Genomic DNA, 20,441 nt, shown 5'->3' with positions numbered 1-20,441 from the left:
CTGCAAAACATACCAAGTGCCTGCGCTGCTTCGGCTATAGCGTTAATAGTCAATATGTGGTGTCAAAATCACTTAATCAGCATCCCTACAGAGTACGCCGCAAACATAAAAAACGCCTGCGATGTCTCTATCGAAAAGCCTATGGTGTCGCCCGTGGCACCTCCGAGTTTGCCCCTTATCCAGGCAGTCTGCGCTATTGTAAAGGCGTATGATGCCAGCACCGCAATTGCCACAGGCCATCCATAGAAATACAAGCCGAGCGCAAGCGGCACTATGGCTGCTATCCCTATTTCAAAAGGACCGCAGTTTTCAACGAATGCCTTGCCCATACCGTCTTCCCTGACATACTCGCCCCTCATGCAGGATATCACCCCGCAGCATCTGCCAATCACAGGCATTAGGAATATCGCATACTCGATGTAACAAAACAGTATCAGATAAAGAGCTATTATCATTATTATTGCTATCACGCCGAATGCGCCCACGCGGCTGTCCTTCATTATCTCAAGAGCCCTCTCCCTGCTCCTTGAACTGAATATGCCGTCGCACGTGTCTGAAAGCCCGTCTATGTGGAGGCCGCCTGTGAGCCAAATATATGCAAGCACTAGCAGCGCCGACATTATCGGAGCATCCATCCAAAGAAGCGCCCTATACGCGCCCCACATGATTATGCCTAGAATCACTCCTACGGCGGGCGTGTATTTTATTCCTTTTATAAAGTCATCCTGTCTGAATTCATGATTATACCTAACCGGCAGCCTCGTGAAGAAAGACATCATGAGCAAAAATCCCTTCATTCTATTCCTCCCAGCCGATTCTCTACTTGATTTTCATACTGATGCCCGATACCATGAAGTGCACTTCGTCAGCCTCGGCCGCTATGCTTTGGTTTATCCTTCCAGCTATGTCCCTAAAAATGTTGCCCATCCTGTATGCTGGTACGAGTCCCATTCCCACCTCGTTGGTGACGACTATCACGTCCTTGCCGGATCCCGACAGAGTTCCAAGCATCTCGTCCACCTGGCCTCTAATCTCCTCCTCGAGCCTGTCTATATCCTCATGCGGGCAGCAGTCAAAATCCAGCCCGCTTTCAATCATAAGATTTGTCACCATCACCGTAATGCAGTCCACAAGCACAGCGCCTGCCAACTCTAATTCAGCGTCAAGCCCAAGCCTTGCAAAGTCCCTGTGCATCTCCCTTGTATCCCAATGCGCAGGCCTTCCTTCCCGGTGCTTTTTAATCCTGTCCCTCATGCCTTCGTCAAAGGGCACCGCCGTTGCTATATACATGACCCTGCCGCCGGAGCTTTCCGCAAGCCTCTGCGCAAAACCGCTTTTGCCACTTCTTGCGCCCCCTGTTACCATTGTAAGCTTACCCAAGTTGCACCTCCACGCCTTCCATATACTGCCTGATATGCCCTGCAAGCGAGCGGTTCTCAGCCGCGCTTCTCACTGCAATCCTGACGTACTCATCCCCGAGCCCGCAAAAGTCAGTGCAGGTCCTTATAAAATAGCCTTGTCTTATAAGATACTCATTGAGCATGTCTCCAGTTCCTCTCTCAAGCCTGCAGAGCACAAAATTTGCCTGCGGCGGATATACCTCTATGCCATCTATCGCGCCGAGCGCCTCAAGCAGCGCAGCCTTTCCGCGTCTTGCTTCATCCAAAGTCCTGTCTGCAAACTCCTCGTCCTCGAAAAGCTCTGGTATTATTGAAAGCGAAAGCGAATTGACGCTCCATGGCTCCTTATGCTGCTTTATCTTATTAATTATACCCGCGTTTCCTATGCAATACCCCAGGCGCAATCCGGGAATCGCATAAAATTTTGTCATGGACCTGACTATGAAAACCGGATACTTACCTATAGCGTCGAGGAACGACGCTCCGCCGCTATAATCTATGAACGACTCGTCTATAAGAAGACTCGCACCCACATCTTTTACTGCTTCCAGAAGGCCTGCTGCCTTGCCTGGATCTGTTTGTACGCCAGTTGGATTATTGGGGCTGCAGAGCGCTACCGCATCCGGCCTTTCACTTCTCACCATGGCAGCGAGCTTTTCCATGTCTGGAACGAAGGCGTCGCGAGCGTGCGTTATAAAATCTATGACGTCGCAGCCGTTCATTTCAAAAGCCCTCTTATACTCATTGAATGTAGGCTGCACTACTATCGCCTTGCTTGGCCTAAGCGCCCTTGCAAACAGATATATAAGCTCTATTCCTCCGTTGCCAAGTATTACGCTGCCCCTTGGAGCCTTGAGCCTCTCCTCTATGTAAGCGCACATTGACGCTCCATCTATCTCGGGATATCTTCCAAGACCCTCTATGGCATCTTTGAGCTTCCCGGCCGCCCTTGCCGGTATACCCAGATGGTTTATGTTTACGCTAAAGTCGATTATCCCGGCAACATTTCCCTTATATCCTCCGTGCTTGTTCATGATTGCCTCCAAAATTATTATTTATGCTTGCGCTATCAATCCGCAAACCATCAATTTAATTTTATCTCTGCAGAAAGTTCCTGGCTGTTCAAACTTCCCGCTATTTCACAAATATAAGTGCGGCTATACACAGCACGCTTGCAATCGCCTGGGATGCATACATGATGTTGCAGGTTCTCATTATATCCTCAGGCTCTATGTCCCTTTCCGCGTCGCCTATCGTGGGCTTTACGAGAGTCTGCCCGAAATACGTGTTTGTTCCGCCCAGTCTTATCCCAAGAAGCCCGGCTGCGGCCGCCTCGGGATAAGCGCAGTTGGGGCTCTTGTGGTTTTTCCTGTCTCTAATGAGTATCCTTGCACCGTTTTTGAAGTCATACCCCAGCAGCAGCCCTGAAAGCAGCATTACCACGCTCCCCATTCTGGCCGGCATGTAATTGAGCAAGTCGTCCAGCTTTGCCGATGCAAAGCCTATTTCCCGGTATGGTTCCTGAATATACCCCACCATGGAATCGAGCGTGTTGACAGTCTTGTATATGAAAACAGCCTGCACAGGGAATCCAAACAGGAATCCAAGCAGCAGGTAAAGCATCGGCGCAAGCACTCCGTCTATTGTGTTCTCAGCCACAGTCTCAACAACAGCCCTTGCAACGCCCTTCTCATCCAGACTCTGCGTGTCCCTGCCGACAAGGTATGACAACAGCCTCCTCGATTCATCTATACCCGAGCTTTTTAGAGAATCATACACCTTGATGGCCTCGTCCCTTAGGCACTTGGCCGCCAGCGATGTGTATATGAGATATGCAGAAATCCCAAATTCTAGCCACGGGCTTACAAGTCCCGCCACGTGCAGAATCAAACTGACCGTGGCAGCCACCATGGCCACCGAAAGCCCTGCCAGAAAAAATCCCCCTAGCCTCAGGGAGACCCAAGTCTGCCTTCTTATAAGCTTTTCATAACGTCCAATCATTCTGCCTATGAAAATAATTGGATGCGGCCACGAGTGAGGATCCCCCAGGAGAAAATCGAGAGCTACAGCCAGAGCCATGATTATCGCCCCATTATTTATGATTTGCGTATTGGATATACCCATGGATTGCTCCTTTTTATTTTTTATTTAATCAAAAAATGCACATACAAAAAAGGTATGTGCATTCAAAAAATTCAATATGAATCAAATTCAAAAAAGCCAGTACACTTCCCTCCGAAGCTATCTGTATATCATCTTCAAGGCAGGTCTCCTGACTTACAGTTCTCCTTACTCCCCCTGCCTTCCCATGGATTAATGGTGGCTCATTGGGGTTTCATCCCTGTTTACAGTAGCGGGGGCTGTAGAGGAATCTCACCTCTTTCCCTCTTAGCTCGATTGCTCGAGCACCTTGAGATTCAAATGTTTTCAATTTTTATGCTGCAAGTTTAATTATAGAAAATGTCGGGGCTTTTGTCAATCAAAGCGCTCCGCCCTGGATACCCTTAAGGATAAAATGCCGAAAATGCTCATATTTCATTAGAATTTTGCGGCTTGTTTGGCCTGGACATATATTTTTTGAGATAATTGGACTAAAAGTGGTATCATTATAAAAACATGATATATGAGAAATAATAACCAAAGCTATGGACGCATTGTCTGCTTAATCATATAGAGTGATAAGGACTACCATTGGAGGTTGAAACCATGAAGCAGACTCTACTATCAGCCCACGATTACAGATTATCAACACCGCGCATATACTGCCGCGTGAAAGCGCGCGGTTTCATACAGGACGTATATTATGACAGGTCCAAATCCAAATGGCTATACTGCGAGCCCAGGTTTGCAGACATAGACTTTGCCGCTCTCGAAAAAGAGCTCATACCCATTGTCTACTACGACCAGCTCGAGCATCATCCGCATGGAGAAGTTGCCGCAATGCCGCTTGACAGAGTGACCATGGATGACATAGCCAAATGCTCCCTGCACATAGGTCCACGGCAGATGGCTGAACTTCAGGCAATTTTGGGCGAAAATCCCAAAAGGTAAATAAAGCCGTGCCTATTTGTGCTCTCATATTTTATAGTACTTGAGCATTATCAGTGTGTTGTTGTTCATGAGCTTCTTCCCAAACAACTCCCTGAACCTGACGGACTTCTCCTTGCCTTCATTTCTGAGCATTTCCAGCTCCCTCGATATTTCCTCCTGACTCGCCACCAGCTCATCATAGAAATTTTCGAACCTGGCCAGTTTCTCCACCGCTTCTCCCGAATATCCTTCAGGAGTATTTATTATTTTCTCCTTCTCAACAACATAGCCTTCATGCCCCTCTTTGCCGGGCAATTTCCTTGTCAGTCTCGTCATATGACACCCCTCCAGATGACTTGGGGAGATATAACAACTCACCCCTACCGAAAAATAAATAAAGCATAAGCCAATTGCAAGTATATTATTCATTCAGTCAAAAAATCAATTATATTGATATTTTTTATTCCTTCAAAATCGCTGTAAATTGTCCTATCCATTGTGAGAATCACTTTTTCGTAGTTATCGCTAATTTCCCGCAATGGACGTAGTTCTCGTTCTCGTGTATCCTTATCCATTATACTCGCAGATACCTGGTAGTATATTTTTTTGTCTGCTTTGGTTGCAACAAAATCAACCTCTAAATTTCCAATCTTTCCGATTGAAACAGAAAATCCTCGTCGCAGCAACTCAAAATAAACTATGTTTTCCAGGATATGACCATAGTCGGTGTTTCTAAGACCTGTAAGCTGATTACGAATGCCCGTGTCAACTACATAGTATTTTTCATATGTCTTGAGAAACAACTTTCCCTTGAGGTCATAACGATTTGCCCGGTAAATTATGAATGCATTTTCAAGCATTTTCAGGTAATTATCGATTGTGTCACTTGTGGTTTTTCTTCCGCTGCTAGTCAGGTAGTCACTTATTTTTTTTGTAGAAACTATGCTCCCTACATTGGCTGCTATGAATTTTAGAACACTTTCCAGCAATGCCGGATCTCTTACATTGTTTCTTTGTATGACATCCTTCATTATCACAGTGTTGTATATACCCGAAAGAAAGGGTGCTATGGTATCCGGCAACTCCTTAAGTTCTACTACAGTCGGCAAGCCTCCGTATTCCAGATAATCTTCGAATAGATCATTGATGTCGTCGGTTTCTTCATAACCGTTGAAGTCAAGATATTCTTTGAATGATAGGGGCTGCATTTTGATTTCCACATAGCGTCCGGAAAGTAATGTTGATAGCTCTGACGATAACAGGTATGCATTTGATCCTGTAATATAAACATCTACATTGTAGTCAACAAGAAAAGAGTTTATTGCTTTTTCCCAAAGCTCCACTTGCTGTACTTCGTCGAGAAGAATATAGTGCTTTTCACGATTACTTGCAATTCTTTCTTTGACATGTAAATATAGTTCCTTATAAGTGGTTATGTCGTCAAATTGTAAAGACTCGAAATTCATGCGGATTATTTGGTCTTCATGCACTCCCTTGCCCATGAGGTATTCTTCGAACAGCGTAAGCAGCGTCGATTTGCCACAGCGGCGAATGCCCGTAATCACCTTAATGAGCGGCTTATCCTTAAAATTTATGAGTTGATTTAAATATTGATCTCGTTTTTTCACAGCACTCACCTCTTAATATCGATTATACTCGAAATTTACGTGCTTAAACATTAATTTTTCTAGTATAATCGAAAAACTTTTTTATTCAACGTTTTTTTCGATTATAAAACAAAAACCCTTTCGGGTCTAGTATTTCCACAATTCAAGCTCGTCATGTATAATCCTGTCCATAAGGAATATGATCCGGTCCGCCCTGGATGCAGAAATCTGGCTCAGGGTTTTCATGCTGCCTTGCAACCCTTTTTTATGCACACTATATATTTTTATGAGGACTCTATTCAGAATAATTATGGATATAGTCAGAAGGCTATGCTACTATAGAATTCAAGATTACAGAGAAAAGGAGCATTCTATGAAAACAAAACGTTGGGGCGCTTACAAAAGAAAAAACATAATATTATTTCTTATAATTGCTGCGCTGGCTGTTCCACTGTTTTTTGGCTGGAACACAAAAATGCCAAAGGGCACTTCCTATATAAGCCCTCCCTCCTCCGTATCAGACATCCGGCTGCTTTACGATCTAACCTATTTGAAAGATGAGGAATTGATCCATGAGCAAAGAATACTTGCCGAGCAGATAAAAATGATCGAGGAAGCAGAGGACTTTGTCGTGGCGGATATATTCCTGTACAACGACTACTACAACTTGGAAAAAATCAGCTTCCCAAACTCGACGCAGAAATTAACCGCCACAATGATAGCTCAAAAGCAGAAGCATCCTGATTTAAAAGCGTATCTGATAACGGATGAAATCAACAACAGCTACGGACCCGCTCTGAACGAACAGTTCCGTCAGATGGAAAAGAGCGGGATTAATGTCATCGTCACAGATTCCAGCAAGGTGCGAGACTCCAATCCCTTGTATGCAGGTTACTTCAGAACATATTTCAAGCATTTCGCTCCCGGAAAAAGAGGCTGGTTGAAGAATCCCTTCGGCGATAATGGCCCGGATGTAAGCATTGGAAATTACCTGAGGCTCCTCAACTTCAAGGCAAACCACCGCAAGGTTCTAATCACAGAGGATTCGGGCATGGTCAGTTCTTCAAATCCTCATGATGGCAGTTCCTACCATTCAAATATTGCATTTCAGTTCAGCGGAGATGCAGTGAGCCATCTGCTTGAGGCAGAAAAGGCAGTAGCTGAATTTTCCGGAGCAAACCTTAAAGACATAGAATACAGCGCTCCTGCTTCGCCGGCTCGAAAGGGTGCGGAGGTTAGGATTCTGACGGAGAAGAAAATCAAGGATAAGATCCTTGAGAATATCAAAAGTACGGGAAATGGAGACCGCATCGACATTGGGATGTTTTACCTCTCCCACAGGGATATTATAAAGCAGCTGCTGCTTGCCGCCGAACGTGGCGCAAATATCAGAATAATTCTGGATCCCAACAAGGATGCCTTTGGATTTGAAAAGAACGGGATTCCAAACAGGCAGGTGGCTTCTGAGCTTCTCAAGGAATCGAAGGGTAAAATCCAGGTGCGCTGGTACATGACTCACGGAGAGCAGTTCCACACCAAAGTGATTACAATACACACAAAAAAACAGGTTGTTCTAATTGGCGGCTCTGCCAACTATACACGCAGGAACCTTGACAATTATAATCTGGAAACCGATCTGATGGTGACCGTAAAAGAAAAAGATCCGCTGGCACTTGACTTTGAAGAGTATTTTGACCGTATCTGGGAAAATCAGAATGGGACTTACACCGCAGATTTTTCAGAATATCAGGATGACAGCCTTTGGAAAGTGCTTATATACAGATTTCAAGAAAAAACAGGACTATGCACGTTCTGATTTCTGCAATAGTACACCCACAAAATAGAAGCGCTGCCTTGAGCAATCTCATTGGCAACGCTTTTGTTTTGGTTATCTATATTTATCGCTGCTCTAAAGCGGGCAATTCTGGCCCAATGCTGTATGCTTATATGTCAGTTTCCCAGAGTTGAAATCATTGACTGTCTGGCCGTGGCCTATAAGCTTGTACTTGTAGATCATCAGTCCGTCCAAGCCCACAGGGCCTCTGGCGTGGATCTTGCTGGTGCTTATGCCGACCTCTGCCCCGAAGCCGTAACGGAAGCCGTCGCTAAAGCGCGTCGAACAGTTCCAGAATACGTTGGCCGAATCCACAAGAGCCATGAATTTTCTGGCCACTTCCTCGTCCTCTGTAATTATGGCATCAGTATGGCTTGATCCGTAGGTGTTGATATGGTCGATGGCCTCATCAAGGCCTGAGACAACCTTAATCGACAGTTTGTAATCGACGTACTCAGTACTCCAGTCTTCCTCAGTCGCCTCGCCGATGTCGATTATAGCTCGTGTCTTCTCGCAGCCGACAAGCTCCACCTGCTTCGCCTCAAGAGCTGCCTTCACAATTGGCAGAAAGCGCTTTGCAGCGCTCTCGTTGACGAGCAGGGTCTCTACAGTGTTGCAGGCCGCCACATACTGTGTCTTGGCATCGACAATAATCGGTTCGATTTTAGTCTCGTCCGCATCCTCGTGAAGATATATATGGCATACGCCGTCCGCGTGTCCAAGTACCGGGATGTTCGAATTGTCCATGATGTACTTGACGAAGGCGTTTGATCCCCTTGGTATAAGCAAATCGATATCGTCACTGAGCTTGAACATCTCATTTACGTCCGAACGGGTCTCTATAAGCTGTATCCAACCCTCAGGCAAACCAGCCTCTACGGAAGCTTCTCTAATTATGTCCGCCAAAATCCTATTTGTGTTGGCAGCTTCGGAGCCACCCTTCAAAAGCACGCTGTTCCCGCTCTTTAGACAAAGTGTAGATATCTGAACAAGGGCGTCAGGACGCGATTCGAATATGATGCCTATGACGCCGATTGGACAGCTTACGCGGTAAAGGTCCAGTCCATTATCCAGCTGCGTGGCCAGCTTAGTCTGGCCAACAGGGTCAGCCAGCTTCTTGAGGCTGCGGATTCCATCGATGACTCCTGAGAGCTTCTCCTCATCGAAGCGAAGACGCTTCAGAAGGGGTCCATCGAGTTTTTCTTCAATGCTGCGGGCATAGTCCTTGTCGTTGGCTGCTATAATCTCACTCTTTCGTTCCTCGAGCCTGATGGCTATGGCCTCAAGGGCCTTGTCCTTCGTTGCTGAGTCCAGCGCAGCCAGCCTTATGGAAGCACGCTTTGCAGCCTTGGCACGTTCTATAATTGTCATATATATACATCCTCCTTATTTTCTAAAGGTGTTTAGTCTCTATGTGAATTCGTTTACTTTGCCCTGATGGAATTTACTTATTACTTAATTTTACACATTTTATACGAAGTACGCAACCAACGCTACTAATTTCCATTTCATAGTATTCTCACCCAAGAACTATATTGCATGCCTTTATATTGAACACTTCCTATATAATTAACAGCTGAGCAAATGACATCAACGGATATAACAAAAACAACGGGCAAAATAAAAAAGACTCTAACAACTTAAATTCGTCAGAGCCTTTCTTTGTATAACTTTATTGGTGCAAACGGTGGGGGTCGAACCCACGCCTGCGGCTTCGGAGGCCGCCGCTATATCCGCTTAGCTACGTCTGCATGTGAGTCGGCGCCGAATACACGGCTACAATGACTATACTATTACATATGATACCACACTTTGGGGCAGATTGTGTTTATTTTTTGACTCTATTTAACCATTCTTTCGAGTGATTTTCGGTATGCAGCCTAGTCTTGGTAATCTATAAATTATTGGGATAACCGGCTTGAAAGTTGTATCTTAGTTCAAGCATAATGATTATATAGTTATTAATGCAGAAAGGATGATGATGATAATGTCAAATGTAGTACTTACCATGAAACTACTGAATGAAAGCTTTGCAGTCTGCAGACTTGAAGCCAGTGAGCCCATTCCCGAGTGGGCAAGCTACGGATCATTCTTTTCAATCACAAAGACAGCCGAGGAGCTTTCTATTGTATGCCCCCAGGAGAACGTTCCAGGCGGAATAAAATGCGAACCGGGCTGGAGGATCCTGAAGGTCGAGGGACCGCTTGACTTTTCGCTGATTGGAATACTCTCCTCAATTAGCTCCGTTCTGGCTGGCAGCGGCATAAGTATATTCGCAATATCTACATACGATACCGACTACATTCTGATAAAGGACGAGAAAACAAACAAAGCAATTGAGGTATTGTCGGCAAATGGGTATAACATTATAAGCGAATAATATCCGGAGGTTGAAGTATATGAAAATGCTTTTGCTGGGAATTGATTGCCTACTATCTTTTTAAGGGCATTTAATCTAGTAGGGTGAAATGGTCTGCACATAAATATAGGAGCTGCTCTCATAAAATAGCTTGAGACAGCTCCTTTAAAAATTTCATTAGATTTTCTAAATGCATATTGCTACTTGCTTCTTTCCAGACTGAAATCGGCATAGATAATGCAACATTCTTCGCCTTTACAGCCCTATTATGTTCATTACAGCCTGCATGTCCAGGCTTTTTCTGACCCCATCTGCTAGCTTGTCGTACTCGAGCTCCTTAAGCTGCTGATAGCTAAGTTCCGATTCCTCCTGCTCTATTCCCCTGATGCTTCTTATGTTTAAGAGCAGAGCTCCTCTGAAAGCGTCGTTTTCGAATATGCCGTGCAGGTAGGTGCCGAAAACGCTTCCGTCAGCGCTTATAGCGCCGTCGCCCATGCCATCCTCAAGCCCTATCGCCTGTTTTTCCCCCTCCGAAATACTAGTGCTGCCCATATGTATCTCATAGCCTTCAACCTGAAGTCCTTTGAGTCCTTCAAGCATTCCTCTTTCGCAGCTTATCGTTCCCTTTGACTGAATCGTCCTTTTCTCTCCCTGCATGACCGTCACCGAATCAAGGAGGCCGAGGCCGTTTATCCTTGGCTCCGATGATTCCACGCCGTCTGGGTCCAGTATCTCCATGCCTAGAATCTGGTAGCCTCCGCATATTCCTATAACAGGCACGCCCTGTCTGTGAAGGCTGTATATCGCCCTGTCCATGCCCGAGTTGAATACCCATTTCATGTCGTGTATTGTGTTCTTGCTGCCGGGTATTATGACAAGATCCGAGTCCCTGAGCTCATCCGGAACGCTTGCATACGACACGCTCACACCGCTTTCGAATTCAAGCGGCGTAAAATCCGTGAAGTTGGACATGTATGGAAGCCTCACTACTCCAATCTTGAGACCGCCTCCGCTCCTGATCCTCAACCTCTCGCTCACGCTGTCCTCGTCGTCTATGTTGATGTCCATGTATGGTACAACACCCAGACACGGCAGATCGAGCCTCTCCCTGAACATGTCTATGCCGGGCTTTAAAAGCTCCACATCGCCCCTGAACTTGTTTATTATGTATCCCTTTATTCTCGCCCTCTCCTTCGGCTCGAGCAGCATGTACGTGCCATATATGGCCGCAAAAACTCCGCCCTTGTCAATGTCGCCCACCAGAACCACCGGCGAGTCGGACATCTCCGCCATTCCCATGTTGACTATGTCATTCTCTCGAAGGTTTATTTCAGCCGGGCTGCCAGCGCCTTCAAGGACTATCACATCGAACATTGAATCCAGCTTACTGTAGGAATTCATGACAGCTTCCCTCAGGAAGGCCTTCCTTTCGTAATACTCACCCGCCTTCATGTTCGAGTGGACCCTGCCGTTTACTATTATCTGGCTCCCTACGTGGCTTGTAGGCTTAAGCAGCACCGGATTCATCTCGACCATGGGCTCTATCCCTGCAGCCTCCGCCTGGACCACCTGAGCCCTGCCCATCTCGCCGCCGTCCCTCGTTATGAAGGAGTTTAGCGCCATGTTCTGAGCTTTGAAGGGCGCCGTCTTGAAACCGTCCTGATGGAGTATTCTGCACATCGCCGCGCATATTATGCTCTTGCCTACGCTCGAGCCCGTTCCCTGAAACATAATGCTCTTTGCCATTTATCCATCCCCCGTAAAAAATGCACATACCCTAGTATGTGCATTTTAATGCTTTTTTGTATGCTTGGAACTAATTATAAGAAAGCCCGAACTTCTTGTCAATCATCTGCGCCCTCTACTTAATGACGCTCAACGCTGACTTGCAATTCATCACTGCTCCGGATTTTCGGCCGGCTCTGCAATCACCTGACGCTCAAGCAGAAACTGTCTTGATTCAGGATTATACTGTATCATGTCGCATGAAATCGGCCCCACACCGGGCTTGTAGTAGACTATGGCCGCTGAATAAGGCACATTGGATTTTGAATATAGTCCTCTGAACCCCGCGGCTCCCACAGTACCAGGATTAATCACAACATGTCCGTCCTTGCTGTAAAGCTTTGCACTGTGCGTGTGCCCTGTGACAACGAGCGGCGCCAAATCAGCCGACTTGATGGCCACGCTTTCATTGTGTACTACAAGTATGTCAGGCATGCCCTGCTGCGTCACAGCGGCACGGATATCCTCTGCCTGTTTATCAAGGGCCGCCTTCTTCGCTGCATCGTCCGCATATTCGACCTCCTGGGTATCACCCAGATTGTCAGGCCAGCCAAACACACTAAGGCCCATCACTTCAAGCCATTCCCTGTCGGCAACCTGTATGTTTGTCGATTCGGCAAACAGCTCCATTATTTCCAGTGTATCGTGGTTGCCCGAAACGAGCACCTGCGGAATTCCCAGACCTTCGATCTCCGAAATTAGTGTCGCTTCAGGCATTGATCCTGCGTCACTTAAATCGCCGGCATTAATAAGCATGTCTACTCCAAACCTATTTACAATTGTCCTCATGAACTCTACGCCCACAGGATTAGTGTGGAGATCGCTCACAAGAAGCACAACTACGCTGCCGTTTTGCCTGTCCGGATGGTTGAGTCCTGCCAGGTCCTCGACTCCGGCAAAAAGCTCTTTTATGTTGCCAACCACAACGTTCGTCTGTCCCTTGAGCTTTTCAAAATCGGACAGGGTGTCGCCAACAAATTCCATTACCTTGGGCGCCATCTTCATTGTTCCCCTAAACTCCGGTTCGCTGAAAGCATGATAATCGTAATTGTAAAGGCTGGATGCAAGAAAAGCCGCTAGGACAATTCCCACCGCCAGCGAAAATTTGAGTATTCTAAGCGGTCTGAGCCTCCAAATCAAAACAAGAACGATAAGCGCCCCCAGCACTCCCACAAGAAACTGCCTTAGATAGAATAGCTTTATCTGCATCGAAAAATCATTTTTAACATCGGAAACATATTTCTCTGCACTGGGCATTTTCCCGAGCGTGGCTGTAAATCCGTTGGTTTCAATTCTTTCAAGATTGACCCTTATTTCTGTTGGCCCTCTGTGTGTATTGGCGACAACCTCGCCAAAAGGAGGAATCGCCAGAACTGTCTGTCCGTGCTGAGATGGAACTATCTGTGCTGTAAAAACAAGCCCCTGCGCCTGTATGCTCATGCCGCCAAATTTCCAGATTGAAAATATCCCGCCTGCTACTGCAGTAAATAGTATCACAAGAGCTATTAGAATTCTCTTTAATTTCAATTTATTCTGCTGACTAATCATGCTCGGAATCCCCCCAGGCACAACTTATGCCCTGTACTTTAAAATATAAACAAACTGCTACATATTAAGTATACAGCAAATTTTAACTCTTGTTCCATATCAATGACAATAGCTCTGCGAATTCTTTTCTGTTGCGCTCTAAATTCCCAGAATGCAGAAATCCTAATCTTTAAACTCGCTTAGAGCCTTATATGCACTCCTGCATGAAAAGCTTCATAGCTTCAGATATGAATTTATTCTTGTGGTACACTATGCTGAACTTGCGCTTGAAGCTTATGTCTCTTATTTTTACAGATACAAGCATTCCACTTTCAAGCTCCCTCTCCACTGCCATTTTTGATACAACAGAAACCCCAAGCCCGGAGGCTACGGCGTTTTTTATCGTCTCGGCATTGTTATAGACTCCTGTACGCCTCCACTTTATGCCTTCGGCTGCCATTACAGACTCGAACAGCTCGCGAGTGCCGCTGCCCTGCTCCCTCACTATGAATTCAACCTTCTCAAGTTCACCTGGGCCTACTGCGCCTTTTGCTGCCCATGGATGACAGGAAGGGCATATAAGCACCAGCTCGTCATCCATGAACGGCTTTACCGTCAAATCGGCAGAGTGCACAGCCCCCTCCACCACGCCTATGTCGACCTGGTCCAGAAGCAGCATTTCTTCTATTACGCTTGTATTGTCAACCACAGACTCAACACTGGAGCCAGGGCCTGCCTCCTTGAATCTCTTCAGCAGGTCCAAAAGTATGCAACTTCCCACCGTCATACTTGCTCCAACTCTTATAGCTCCCTTGCTGCTTATATCGCGCATTTCGCGCTCTACTTCCTCCTGCAGATTGATTATGTGATGCGCGTAGTCAAGCAGCTTTTTTCCTGCCGCCGTAATATAAAGCCTGCGCCCAAGCCTTTCAAACAGCACTACTCCATAGTGCCTCTCCAGCTCCATTATCGCCTGGCTAACAGACGGCTGTGCCATGAACAGCTTTTTGGCAGCTCCTGACATGCTGCCTTCACTGCACACGCACGCGAATATTCTAAGATGTCTTGTTCCCATTTTCCCCTCCACCTATAGGCTTTTACCTATTTTTTTTATAATATTATACTATTTTACATATATAAATTCACATGTTATTCTTTTCATGAGATACGAATCAACAAACCACATGACAACAGAGACCTGCATCAGGCAGTTACTGAAACACTCTTTAATATTCAAACTCAGTATCGCCACATCGGGACTCTTAAGGGAGGATTCGCAATGAAAATCTTTGATAACGCAAAAAAAATACTGCCCGGAATACTGCTTGCCTTTTCAATCGCACTGCCGGCGTACTTCCTTGGCTCGACATTCCCGCTTATAGGCGCTCCGATATTCGGAATGCTTTTGGGTATGCTGCTTGCACGCTGGCAAAGGCCCGAAAAATTCAGAAGCGGCATAGCATACTCATCCAAAAAAATACTTCAGTACGCAATAATACTGCTGGGATTTGAAATGAACCTCTACAGCGTTTTCAAGGTTGGAAGCCAGTCGCTAGCTGTTATGATCGCCACTACAAGCGCTTCATTCCTTACAGCCTGGTTTGTGGGAAAGAGTCTTAACCTAAGGGGCAACACCGCCACACTCATCGGGGTTGGCTCAGCCATATGCGGTGGCTCGGCAATTGCGGCAACTGCTCCTGTGATAAAGGCGGATGACAAGGAGATAGCGTACTCCATATCCACCATATTCCTGTTCAACATAACAGCCGCCCTTATATTCCCGATGATAGGACACTTGATGCAAATGAGCAACATGGGATTTGGCATATGGGCCGGCACCGCCATCAACGACACATCTTCAGTCGTCGCAGCGGGCTACTCATACAGCAACGCAGCCGGCAATCTGGCTACAATAGTCAAACTCACCCGCACATTGCTCATAATACCAGTAACTCTTACCCTGTCATTTATAGTTTCTCGCAAAAGCCAGGAATCAGGAGAATTCAATTTCGTGAAAATATTCCCTTGGTTTGTGCTTGGATTCATCGGAGCATCCGTTGTCAAGACTGCTGGCTTGCTGCCTGATGAATTGTGCTCATTCCTGGCACAATCGGGCAAGTTCCTTATAATAGTAGCTATGAGCGCAATAGGGCTCAACGTCAATTTCAAGGCAATGGCTAAAAACGGGATAAGGCCAATACTGCTCGGACTTGCATGCTCTCTTGCAGTTGCGCTTTCATCACTCGCATCGCAGCACATGCTATCTCTGTGGTAATGGATAATCGATTACACCAAAAACCTGACTCCAGTCAGGTTTTTTATTGCCCTCAGCCATTTCCCCGCCTCCCTTATTGTTAAATAATTGCTTATAATAAATAAATTGTTATAATAATTATTGACATATGCCATATATGGAGTAAAATAAAAGTAATAAGTGGCATATGTCAATAACCAAGCGTTTGCTCAGTATGACATTCCACCTATGCGAGGTGAATTTATAATGGCTCGACCCAGAAAATGGAGAAAGGTTTGCTGTTTGCCTGAAAGCACTATGTTCGGGCCGCTCAACTCTCCGGATTCGGACCTTGAAATCATAATAATGACGGTCGAGGAATATGAGACCATCCGTCTTATTGATTTGGAGGGTTTGATGCAGGAGGAGTGCGCCGAGCAGATGAATGTTGCTCGCACCACAGTTCAAAAGATATACAATGACGCCCGCAAAAAGCTTTCAGATGCTCTTGTCAACGGAAGCATTATTAAAATCGAAGGCGGAGATTACAAGCTTTGCGAAAAGAGCGAACAGCCATACGTGTGTATAGGATGCCGCAGGCAGATCTTGCGTCAAAAAAATGACAACCCAACGGATAACATTAAGGAGGATTCCAAATGAAAATTGCAGTTCCAGCAGACGAAAAATCACTAGACTTAGGTGTATGCCCGTCATTTGGCCGTGCGCCTTATTTCCTGATCTATGACACAGAAACAAATGAAAGCAAATTTATCGACAACAGCGCTGCAGCCAGCCAGGGCGGAGCCGGCGTTAAAGCCGCTCAAACAATAATCGACAGCAAGGCAGACGCCCTGCTAACTCCAAGATGTGGAGAAAATGCCGCAGTTGCAATCAAAGCTGCAAACATCAAAATATACAAGACAATAGACGGCTCTATAATGGACAACATAAATGCACTTGTTGAAGGAAAACTATCAGAGCTTGTAGATATACATCCGGGATTCCACGGTCATCAAGGAGGCAAATAGCATGAATATAGCTGTGCTTAGCGGTAAAGGCGGCACAGGCAAAACGCTAGTCTCCGTGAACCTGGCCGCGGCCGCAGGAAAATCGACATATATAGACTGTGATGTTGAAGAACCCAACGGTCATCTTTTTTTCAAGCCGGAGCAAATAGAGTCAGAAAAAATATCAGTAAAAATTCCGCTAATCGATGATGCCCTATGCAACGGCTGCCGCAAATGCGTGGATTTTTGCAAATTCAACGCCTTGGCCTACGTAGGCAGCAAAGTTCTTTTATTTGATGTCATGTGCCATTCATGCGGAGGCTGTTCGCTGCTTTGCCCCCAAAAAGCCATCTCTGAGATTGATAAAAACGTCGGAGAGATTCAAAAGGGCGTTTCAGAGGATGTAACTGTGGTTACAGGGATAATGAACACTGGCGAAGCGTCGGGAGTCCCCATAATCAAAAATCTTTTAGAATACATTCCTAGCAGCAATGAATCAGTCTTTATCGACTGTCCTCCCGGGAGCGCCTGCATAGTTATGGAGAGCATAAAGGATGCCGACTATTGCGTGCTTGTTGCTGAGCCCACTCTCTTTGGAGTTCACAACCTGAACATGGTCTACAACCTTGTAAAGCTCTTTGGCAAGCCTCACGGCGTAGTGCTCAACAAGTGCCTCGAAGGTGATAACCCTTCGGAGAAATTCTGCATAGAAAACAGAATAAAGATACTCGGAAGGATTCCATTCGACAACGAGCTTGGAACGCTCAATTCAAACGCTCTCATTGTAGCGAGGGAAAGCGATAAATATCGCGCAATATTCACCTCACTGCTTGAGACAGTAACCAAGGAGGTGCAGCATGAAACAGCTGTTAATTCTTAGCGGCAAAGGCGGCACCGGCAAGACTACCATGGCAAGCGCCTTCATCAAGTTTGCGCAAGCCAAAGTATTCGCAGACTGCGATGTCGATGCGCCGAATCTGCACCTGGTTATGAACCAGTCAGTCGAGCCCATACGCTCTGACTATTACGGCCTTCCCAAGGCTGAAATCAACCCTGATTTATGCGTGAATTGCGGCCTTTGCATGCAGCACTGCCGCTTTGATTCTATCATAGAAGATGACGGCTACACGATTGACTACTATGCCTGCGAAGGCTGCGGCGTCTGCGAAGCCGTATGCCCGGCTGGAGCCATATCCCTGAATCCCGCAATTGCAGGCGAGCTGATGCTGTATAAGAACGACAGCGTGTTTTCAACAGCTGAGCTGAAAATGGGCAGTGGCACCTCAGGAATGCTCGTATCGGAGGTCAAGAAACAAATGAAGGAGGCGGCAGGTGACGCCGACTTTGCCATAATAGACGGCTCTCCAGGAATAGGATGCCCAGTAATCGCCTCCATAAGCGGTGTAGACATGGTCCTTATAGTAGCGGAGCCTTCAGTATCAGGAATAAGCGACATGGAGCGCATAATAAGCACTGCCGCAAAATTCCAGACTCGCGCCATCGTATGCATAAACAAGTATGACACAAACATTGTAAATTCCGAAAAAATCGAAGCTTTTTGCAAAAGTAACAACCTTCCTTTTGCAGGCAAGATACCATTCGACTCCGAAGCCGTAAAGGCAGTCAACAAAGGGCTCAGCATAGCTGATGTAGACTGCGCTTCGGGCAGGGCCGCAAGAGAAGTATTCGAGCGGACGTTCGAGATAATGTTCCCCATAACAAATTAACAAATCAAAACATTATAAAGGAGAATCCACATGAGCGAAACTTGTAACCAAAGCTGCAGCAGCTGCAGCCAGGACTGCGCTGACAGAACAGAGAAACAGACTGATTTCACCGAGCAGCCTCATGAGCTCAGCAGCATCAAGAAAGTAATAGGGATAGTCAGTGGAAAGGGCGGCGTGGGCAAATCGCTTGTCACATCACTGCTCGCTGTTACAATGCAAAGAAGAGGCCACAGCAGCGCCATACTCGATGCAGACATAACAGGACCTTCCATACCTAAGGCTTTCGGAATAAAGAAAAAAGCCATGGCAAACGAGCTTGGCCTGTTCCCTATAAAAAGCGCTACGGGAATAGATATAATGTCGGTAAATCTTCTTCTCGAGAATGACACTGATCCAGTTGTATGGAGAGGACCTATAATAGCCAATACTGTAAAACAGTTCTGGACAGACGTCATATGGAACAACGTGGACTTCATGTTCATAGACATGCCTCCGGGCACAGGCGATGTTCCTCTTACAGTATTTCAGTCTGTAAAGGTTGATGGAATTATAATTGTCACATCTCCTCAGGAGCTTGTTTCCATGATAGTAGCAAAAGCAGTCAAAATGGCGCAGATGATGAACGTTCCAATAGTAGGAATCGTTGAAAACATGTCATCCTTCAAGTGCCCTGACTGCGACAAGGAATACAAGATATTTGGGGACAGCAACATTGAAAACATTGCTGCTGAATACAACTTGGACATACTCGCGAAGCTTCCTATAGATCCAAGACTTGCGGCTGCATGCGACGGAGGCCTTATAGAGCTTTTCAGCGGCGACTGGTTTGATAGCGTTGCCGAGATTCTGGAAAAAGATATAGCGGAGAATGATAATGATATTAAATCCGAAGGAGGAAACAAAGTGAAAATTGCTGTAGCAGGTGAAAAAGGAGTAGTTACTGGTCATTTCGGACACTGTGAGAGCTTCCATATTTTCGAGGCAGTAGGCGACAAGATAGTAAGCAGCGAATCAGTTGCAAACCCTGGCCACAAGCCTGGATTCCTTCCAAACTTCCTTAATGATATGGGCGTTAACGTAATCATATCAGGCGGCATGGGCGGCGGTGCTGTAGATATATTCAATGAAAAGGGCATAGAAGTGATAGTAGGAGCCAGCGGACCTGTCCAATCGGCTGCTGAGCAGTATCTAAGCGGAGCTCTTAAATCAACAGGATCTGTATGCAACCACAATCATGATCATGGCGATGAATGCGGACAATAAATAAAACCTTAAATCTCGACTTAATCCATAAAGCATAGAAGCACAAAAACCTGGCATTTCAGCCAGGTTTTTGTGCTTCACTACTTTTCCCTCTATATTTTCATAGGAATTTACAGGTATTTGCCTTCCATTTCCTTGAGCAAAGCGATGTACCTGCCTTGAACTCCCTCGGACTCCATCTGCTTCTCGAAGCTCTCGCACTCGCTGTTAATAGTTTCAAGAGTGTCTGACGAAAGCTGCCTCTGGGCAAATGGATATACTACGGCGTCCTCCTTGTCTATGTGCCTGTGAAGCAGATGAGTGTACGAAACTGCGTTTGCTATTACATCCAGCTTTGACTCATCGTCTCCAGCCTTCACCCTCTCGAGCGCAGCCTCGAGCTCATTCATATGCAGCCTTCCCAGGTCGTGCTCGACAAGCATTCCCGACTTGACCAGCTTTTCAGCCGCGCCGCCTATCTCGTCCACCATGCGGTTGAAAAGCAGCTTCTCCTCTTTGCCGTGGTGGTGCCTGTCGGCGTAGCCTCTTACAAAATCTATCATTTTGCCAAAATCATCGTAGTCAATCTGAGCACCCTGCATAACCGCGTAGCTCGCCTTTCTGAGCACAAGCAGCATCCTCTTGATGTACACATGCTCATCTACCATAAGCTTTATCCCGTCCATTTGC

The 20,441-nt window shown here is 46.2% G+C and carries 20 protein-coding genes, 1 tRNA gene and 1 riboswitch; of the genes, 9 read left to right on the top strand and 12 right to left on the bottom strand.

Annotated features, from left to right (window positions below):
* Positions 1–68 precede the first annotated feature (68 nt).
* From cobS to cbiB, 4 genes are all read right to left on the bottom strand, one after another.
* Positions 69–797 carry an adenosylcobinamide-GDP ribazoletransferase gene (gene cobS / locus EAL2_RS11395; RefSeq protein ID WP_025436515.1) on the bottom strand — a complete coding sequence of 243 codons (729 nt, stop codon included), beginning with the start codon at positions 795–797 and terminating at the stop codon, positions 69–71.
* Positions 798–819: 22 nt separating this feature from the next.
* Positions 820–1,365, bottom strand: coding sequence for a bifunctional adenosylcobinamide kinase/adenosylcobinamide-phosphate guanylyltransferase (cobU, locus tag EAL2_RS11390; RefSeq protein WP_041693244.1), 546 nt, complete (start codon positions 1,363–1,365; stop codon positions 820–822).
* A 7-nt stretch (positions 1,366–1,372) separates the two neighbouring features.
* Entirely contained in the window at positions 1,373–2,434 is a 1,062-nt protein-coding gene (locus EAL2_RS11385) for a pyridoxal phosphate-dependent aminotransferase (protein ID WP_025436513.1), read from the bottom strand.
* A 100-nt stretch (positions 2,435–2,534) separates the two neighbouring features.
* Entirely contained in the window at positions 2,535–3,479 is a 945-nt protein-coding gene (gene cbiB / locus EAL2_RS11380; protein ID WP_041693243.1) for an adenosylcobinamide-phosphate synthase CbiB, read from the bottom strand.
* Between the two features lie 166 nt (positions 3,480–3,645).
* A riboswitch (cobalamin riboswitch) is annotated at positions 3,646–3,828 on the bottom strand.
* Between the two features lie 278 nt (positions 3,829–4,106).
* On the opposite strand from cbiB, the gene EAL2_RS11375 reads away from it, so the two are divergent.
* On the top strand, positions 4,107–4,451 hold the full coding sequence (locus EAL2_RS11375; protein ID WP_025436511.1) for a hypothetical protein: 345 nt from the start codon (positions 4,107–4,109) through the stop codon (positions 4,449–4,451).
* A 24-nt stretch (positions 4,452–4,475) separates the two neighbouring features.
* On the opposite strand, the gene EAL2_RS11370 is transcribed toward EAL2_RS11375, so the two are convergent.
* Complete coding sequence (locus EAL2_RS11370) at positions 4,476–4,766, bottom strand: hypothetical protein (protein WP_025436510.1); 291 nt, start codon at positions 4,764–4,766, stop codon at positions 4,476–4,478.
* A gap of 89 nt (positions 4,767–4,855) precedes the next feature.
* Positions 4,856–6,058 (bottom strand): ATP-binding protein, encoded by a 1,203-nt coding sequence (locus EAL2_RS11365; protein WP_025436509.1) that lies wholly within the window; start codon positions 6,056–6,058, stop codon positions 4,856–4,858.
* 352 nt (positions 6,059–6,410) lie between these two features.
* On the opposite strand from EAL2_RS11365, the gene EAL2_RS11360 reads away from it, so the two are divergent.
* Positions 6,411–7,853 carry a phospholipase D-like domain-containing protein gene (locus EAL2_RS11360; protein WP_025436508.1) on the top strand — a complete coding sequence of 481 codons (1,443 nt, stop codon included), beginning with the start codon at positions 6,411–6,413 and terminating at the stop codon, positions 7,851–7,853.
* 93 nt (positions 7,854–7,946) lie between these two features.
* Here the strand turns inward: EAL2_RS11360 and EAL2_RS11355 are convergent, their stop codons facing one another.
* Together EAL2_RS11355 and EAL2_RS11350 are read right to left on the bottom strand one after the other, a co-directional pair.
* Positions 7,947–9,242: a glutamate-5-semialdehyde dehydrogenase gene (locus EAL2_RS11355; RefSeq protein ID WP_025436507.1), complete on the bottom strand. Its 1,296-nt coding sequence runs from the start codon at positions 9,240–9,242 to the stop codon at positions 7,947–7,949.
* A gap of 305 nt (positions 9,243–9,547) precedes the next feature.
* Positions 9,548–9,622, bottom strand: a tRNA-Arg gene (locus tag EAL2_RS11350).
* A 236-nt stretch (positions 9,623–9,858) separates the two neighbouring features.
* Between EAL2_RS11350 and EAL2_RS11345 the strand changes: the two genes are divergently transcribed.
* Positions 9,859–10,251, top strand: a complete 393-nt coding sequence (locus EAL2_RS11345) for an ACT domain-containing protein (RefSeq protein ID WP_025436506.1) — start codon at positions 9,859–9,861, stop codon at positions 10,249–10,251.
* Between the two features lie 234 nt (positions 10,252–10,485).
* On the opposite strand, the gene EAL2_RS11340 is transcribed toward EAL2_RS11345, so the two are convergent.
* From EAL2_RS11340 to EAL2_RS11330, 3 genes are all read right to left on the bottom strand, one after another.
* Positions 10,486–11,976: a cobyric acid synthase gene (locus tag EAL2_RS11340; protein ID WP_025436505.1), complete on the bottom strand. Its 1,491-nt coding sequence runs from the start codon at positions 11,974–11,976 to the stop codon at positions 10,486–10,488.
* Positions 11,977–12,126: 150 nt separating this feature from the next.
* Positions 12,127–13,563 (bottom strand): metallophosphoesterase family protein, encoded by a 1,437-nt coding sequence (locus EAL2_RS11335; protein ID WP_025436504.1) that lies wholly within the window; start codon positions 13,561–13,563, stop codon positions 12,127–12,129.
* A gap of 187 nt (positions 13,564–13,750) precedes the next feature.
* A complete protein-coding gene (locus tag EAL2_RS11330; protein WP_025436503.1) occupies positions 13,751–14,617 on the bottom strand; it encodes a LysR family transcriptional regulator in 867 nt (288 codons plus the stop codon).
* A 204-nt stretch (positions 14,618–14,821) separates the two neighbouring features.
* On the opposite strand from EAL2_RS11330, the gene EAL2_RS11325 reads away from it, so the two are divergent.
* The 6 genes from EAL2_RS11325 to EAL2_RS11300 all read left to right on the top strand — a co-directional run bounded on the left by EAL2_RS11325 (position 14,822) and on the right by EAL2_RS11300 (position 19,772).
* Positions 14,822–15,817: a YeiH family protein gene (locus EAL2_RS11325; protein ID WP_025436502.1), complete on the top strand. Its 996-nt coding sequence runs from the start codon at positions 14,822–14,824 to the stop codon at positions 15,815–15,817.
* Positions 15,818–16,042: 225 nt separating this feature from the next.
* Positions 16,043–16,435 (top strand): DUF134 domain-containing protein, encoded by a 393-nt coding sequence (locus EAL2_RS11320; protein ID WP_025436501.1) that lies wholly within the window; start codon positions 16,043–16,045, stop codon positions 16,433–16,435.
* Complete coding sequence (locus EAL2_RS11315; RefSeq protein WP_025436500.1) at positions 16,432–16,803, top strand: NifB/NifX family molybdenum-iron cluster-binding protein; 372 nt, start codon at positions 16,432–16,434, stop codon at positions 16,801–16,803. The genes EAL2_RS11320 and EAL2_RS11315 overlap by 4 nt, the downstream gene beginning before the upstream one ends.
* 1 nt (position 16,804) lies before the next feature.
* Positions 16,805–17,662, top strand: a complete 858-nt coding sequence (locus EAL2_RS11310) for a nucleotide-binding protein (RefSeq protein ID WP_025436499.1) — start codon at positions 16,805–16,807, stop codon at positions 17,660–17,662.
* Positions 17,640–18,509 (top strand): ATP-binding protein, encoded by an 870-nt coding sequence (locus tag EAL2_RS11305; protein ID WP_025436498.1) that lies wholly within the window; start codon positions 17,640–17,642, stop codon positions 18,507–18,509. The genes EAL2_RS11310 and EAL2_RS11305 overlap by 23 nt, the downstream gene beginning before the upstream one ends.
* A gap of 30 nt (positions 18,510–18,539) precedes the next feature.
* Positions 18,540–19,772, top strand: a complete 1,233-nt coding sequence (locus tag EAL2_RS11300) for an iron-sulfur cluster carrier protein MrpORP (RefSeq protein WP_025436497.1) — start codon at positions 18,540–18,542, stop codon at positions 19,770–19,772.
* Positions 19,773–19,882: 110 nt separating this feature from the next.
* Here EAL2_RS11300 and EAL2_RS11295 read toward each other — a convergent pair whose 3' ends face one another.
* Positions 19,883–20,437: a hemerythrin domain-containing protein gene (locus EAL2_RS11295; RefSeq protein ID WP_025436496.1), complete on the bottom strand. Its 555-nt coding sequence runs from the start codon at positions 20,435–20,437 to the stop codon at positions 19,883–19,885.
* Between the last annotated feature and the right edge of the window lie 4 nt (positions 20,438–20,441).

Origin of the sequence: Peptoclostridium acidaminophilum DSM 3953, assembly GCF_000597865.1 — a bacterium.
Lineage (GTDB): Bacteria > Bacillota > Clostridia > Peptostreptococcales > Peptostreptococcaceae > Peptoclostridium_A > Peptoclostridium_A acidaminophilum.
Note: the sequence above shows the minus strand (reverse complement) of the source record. Positions and strands in the feature narration are given on the sequence as shown.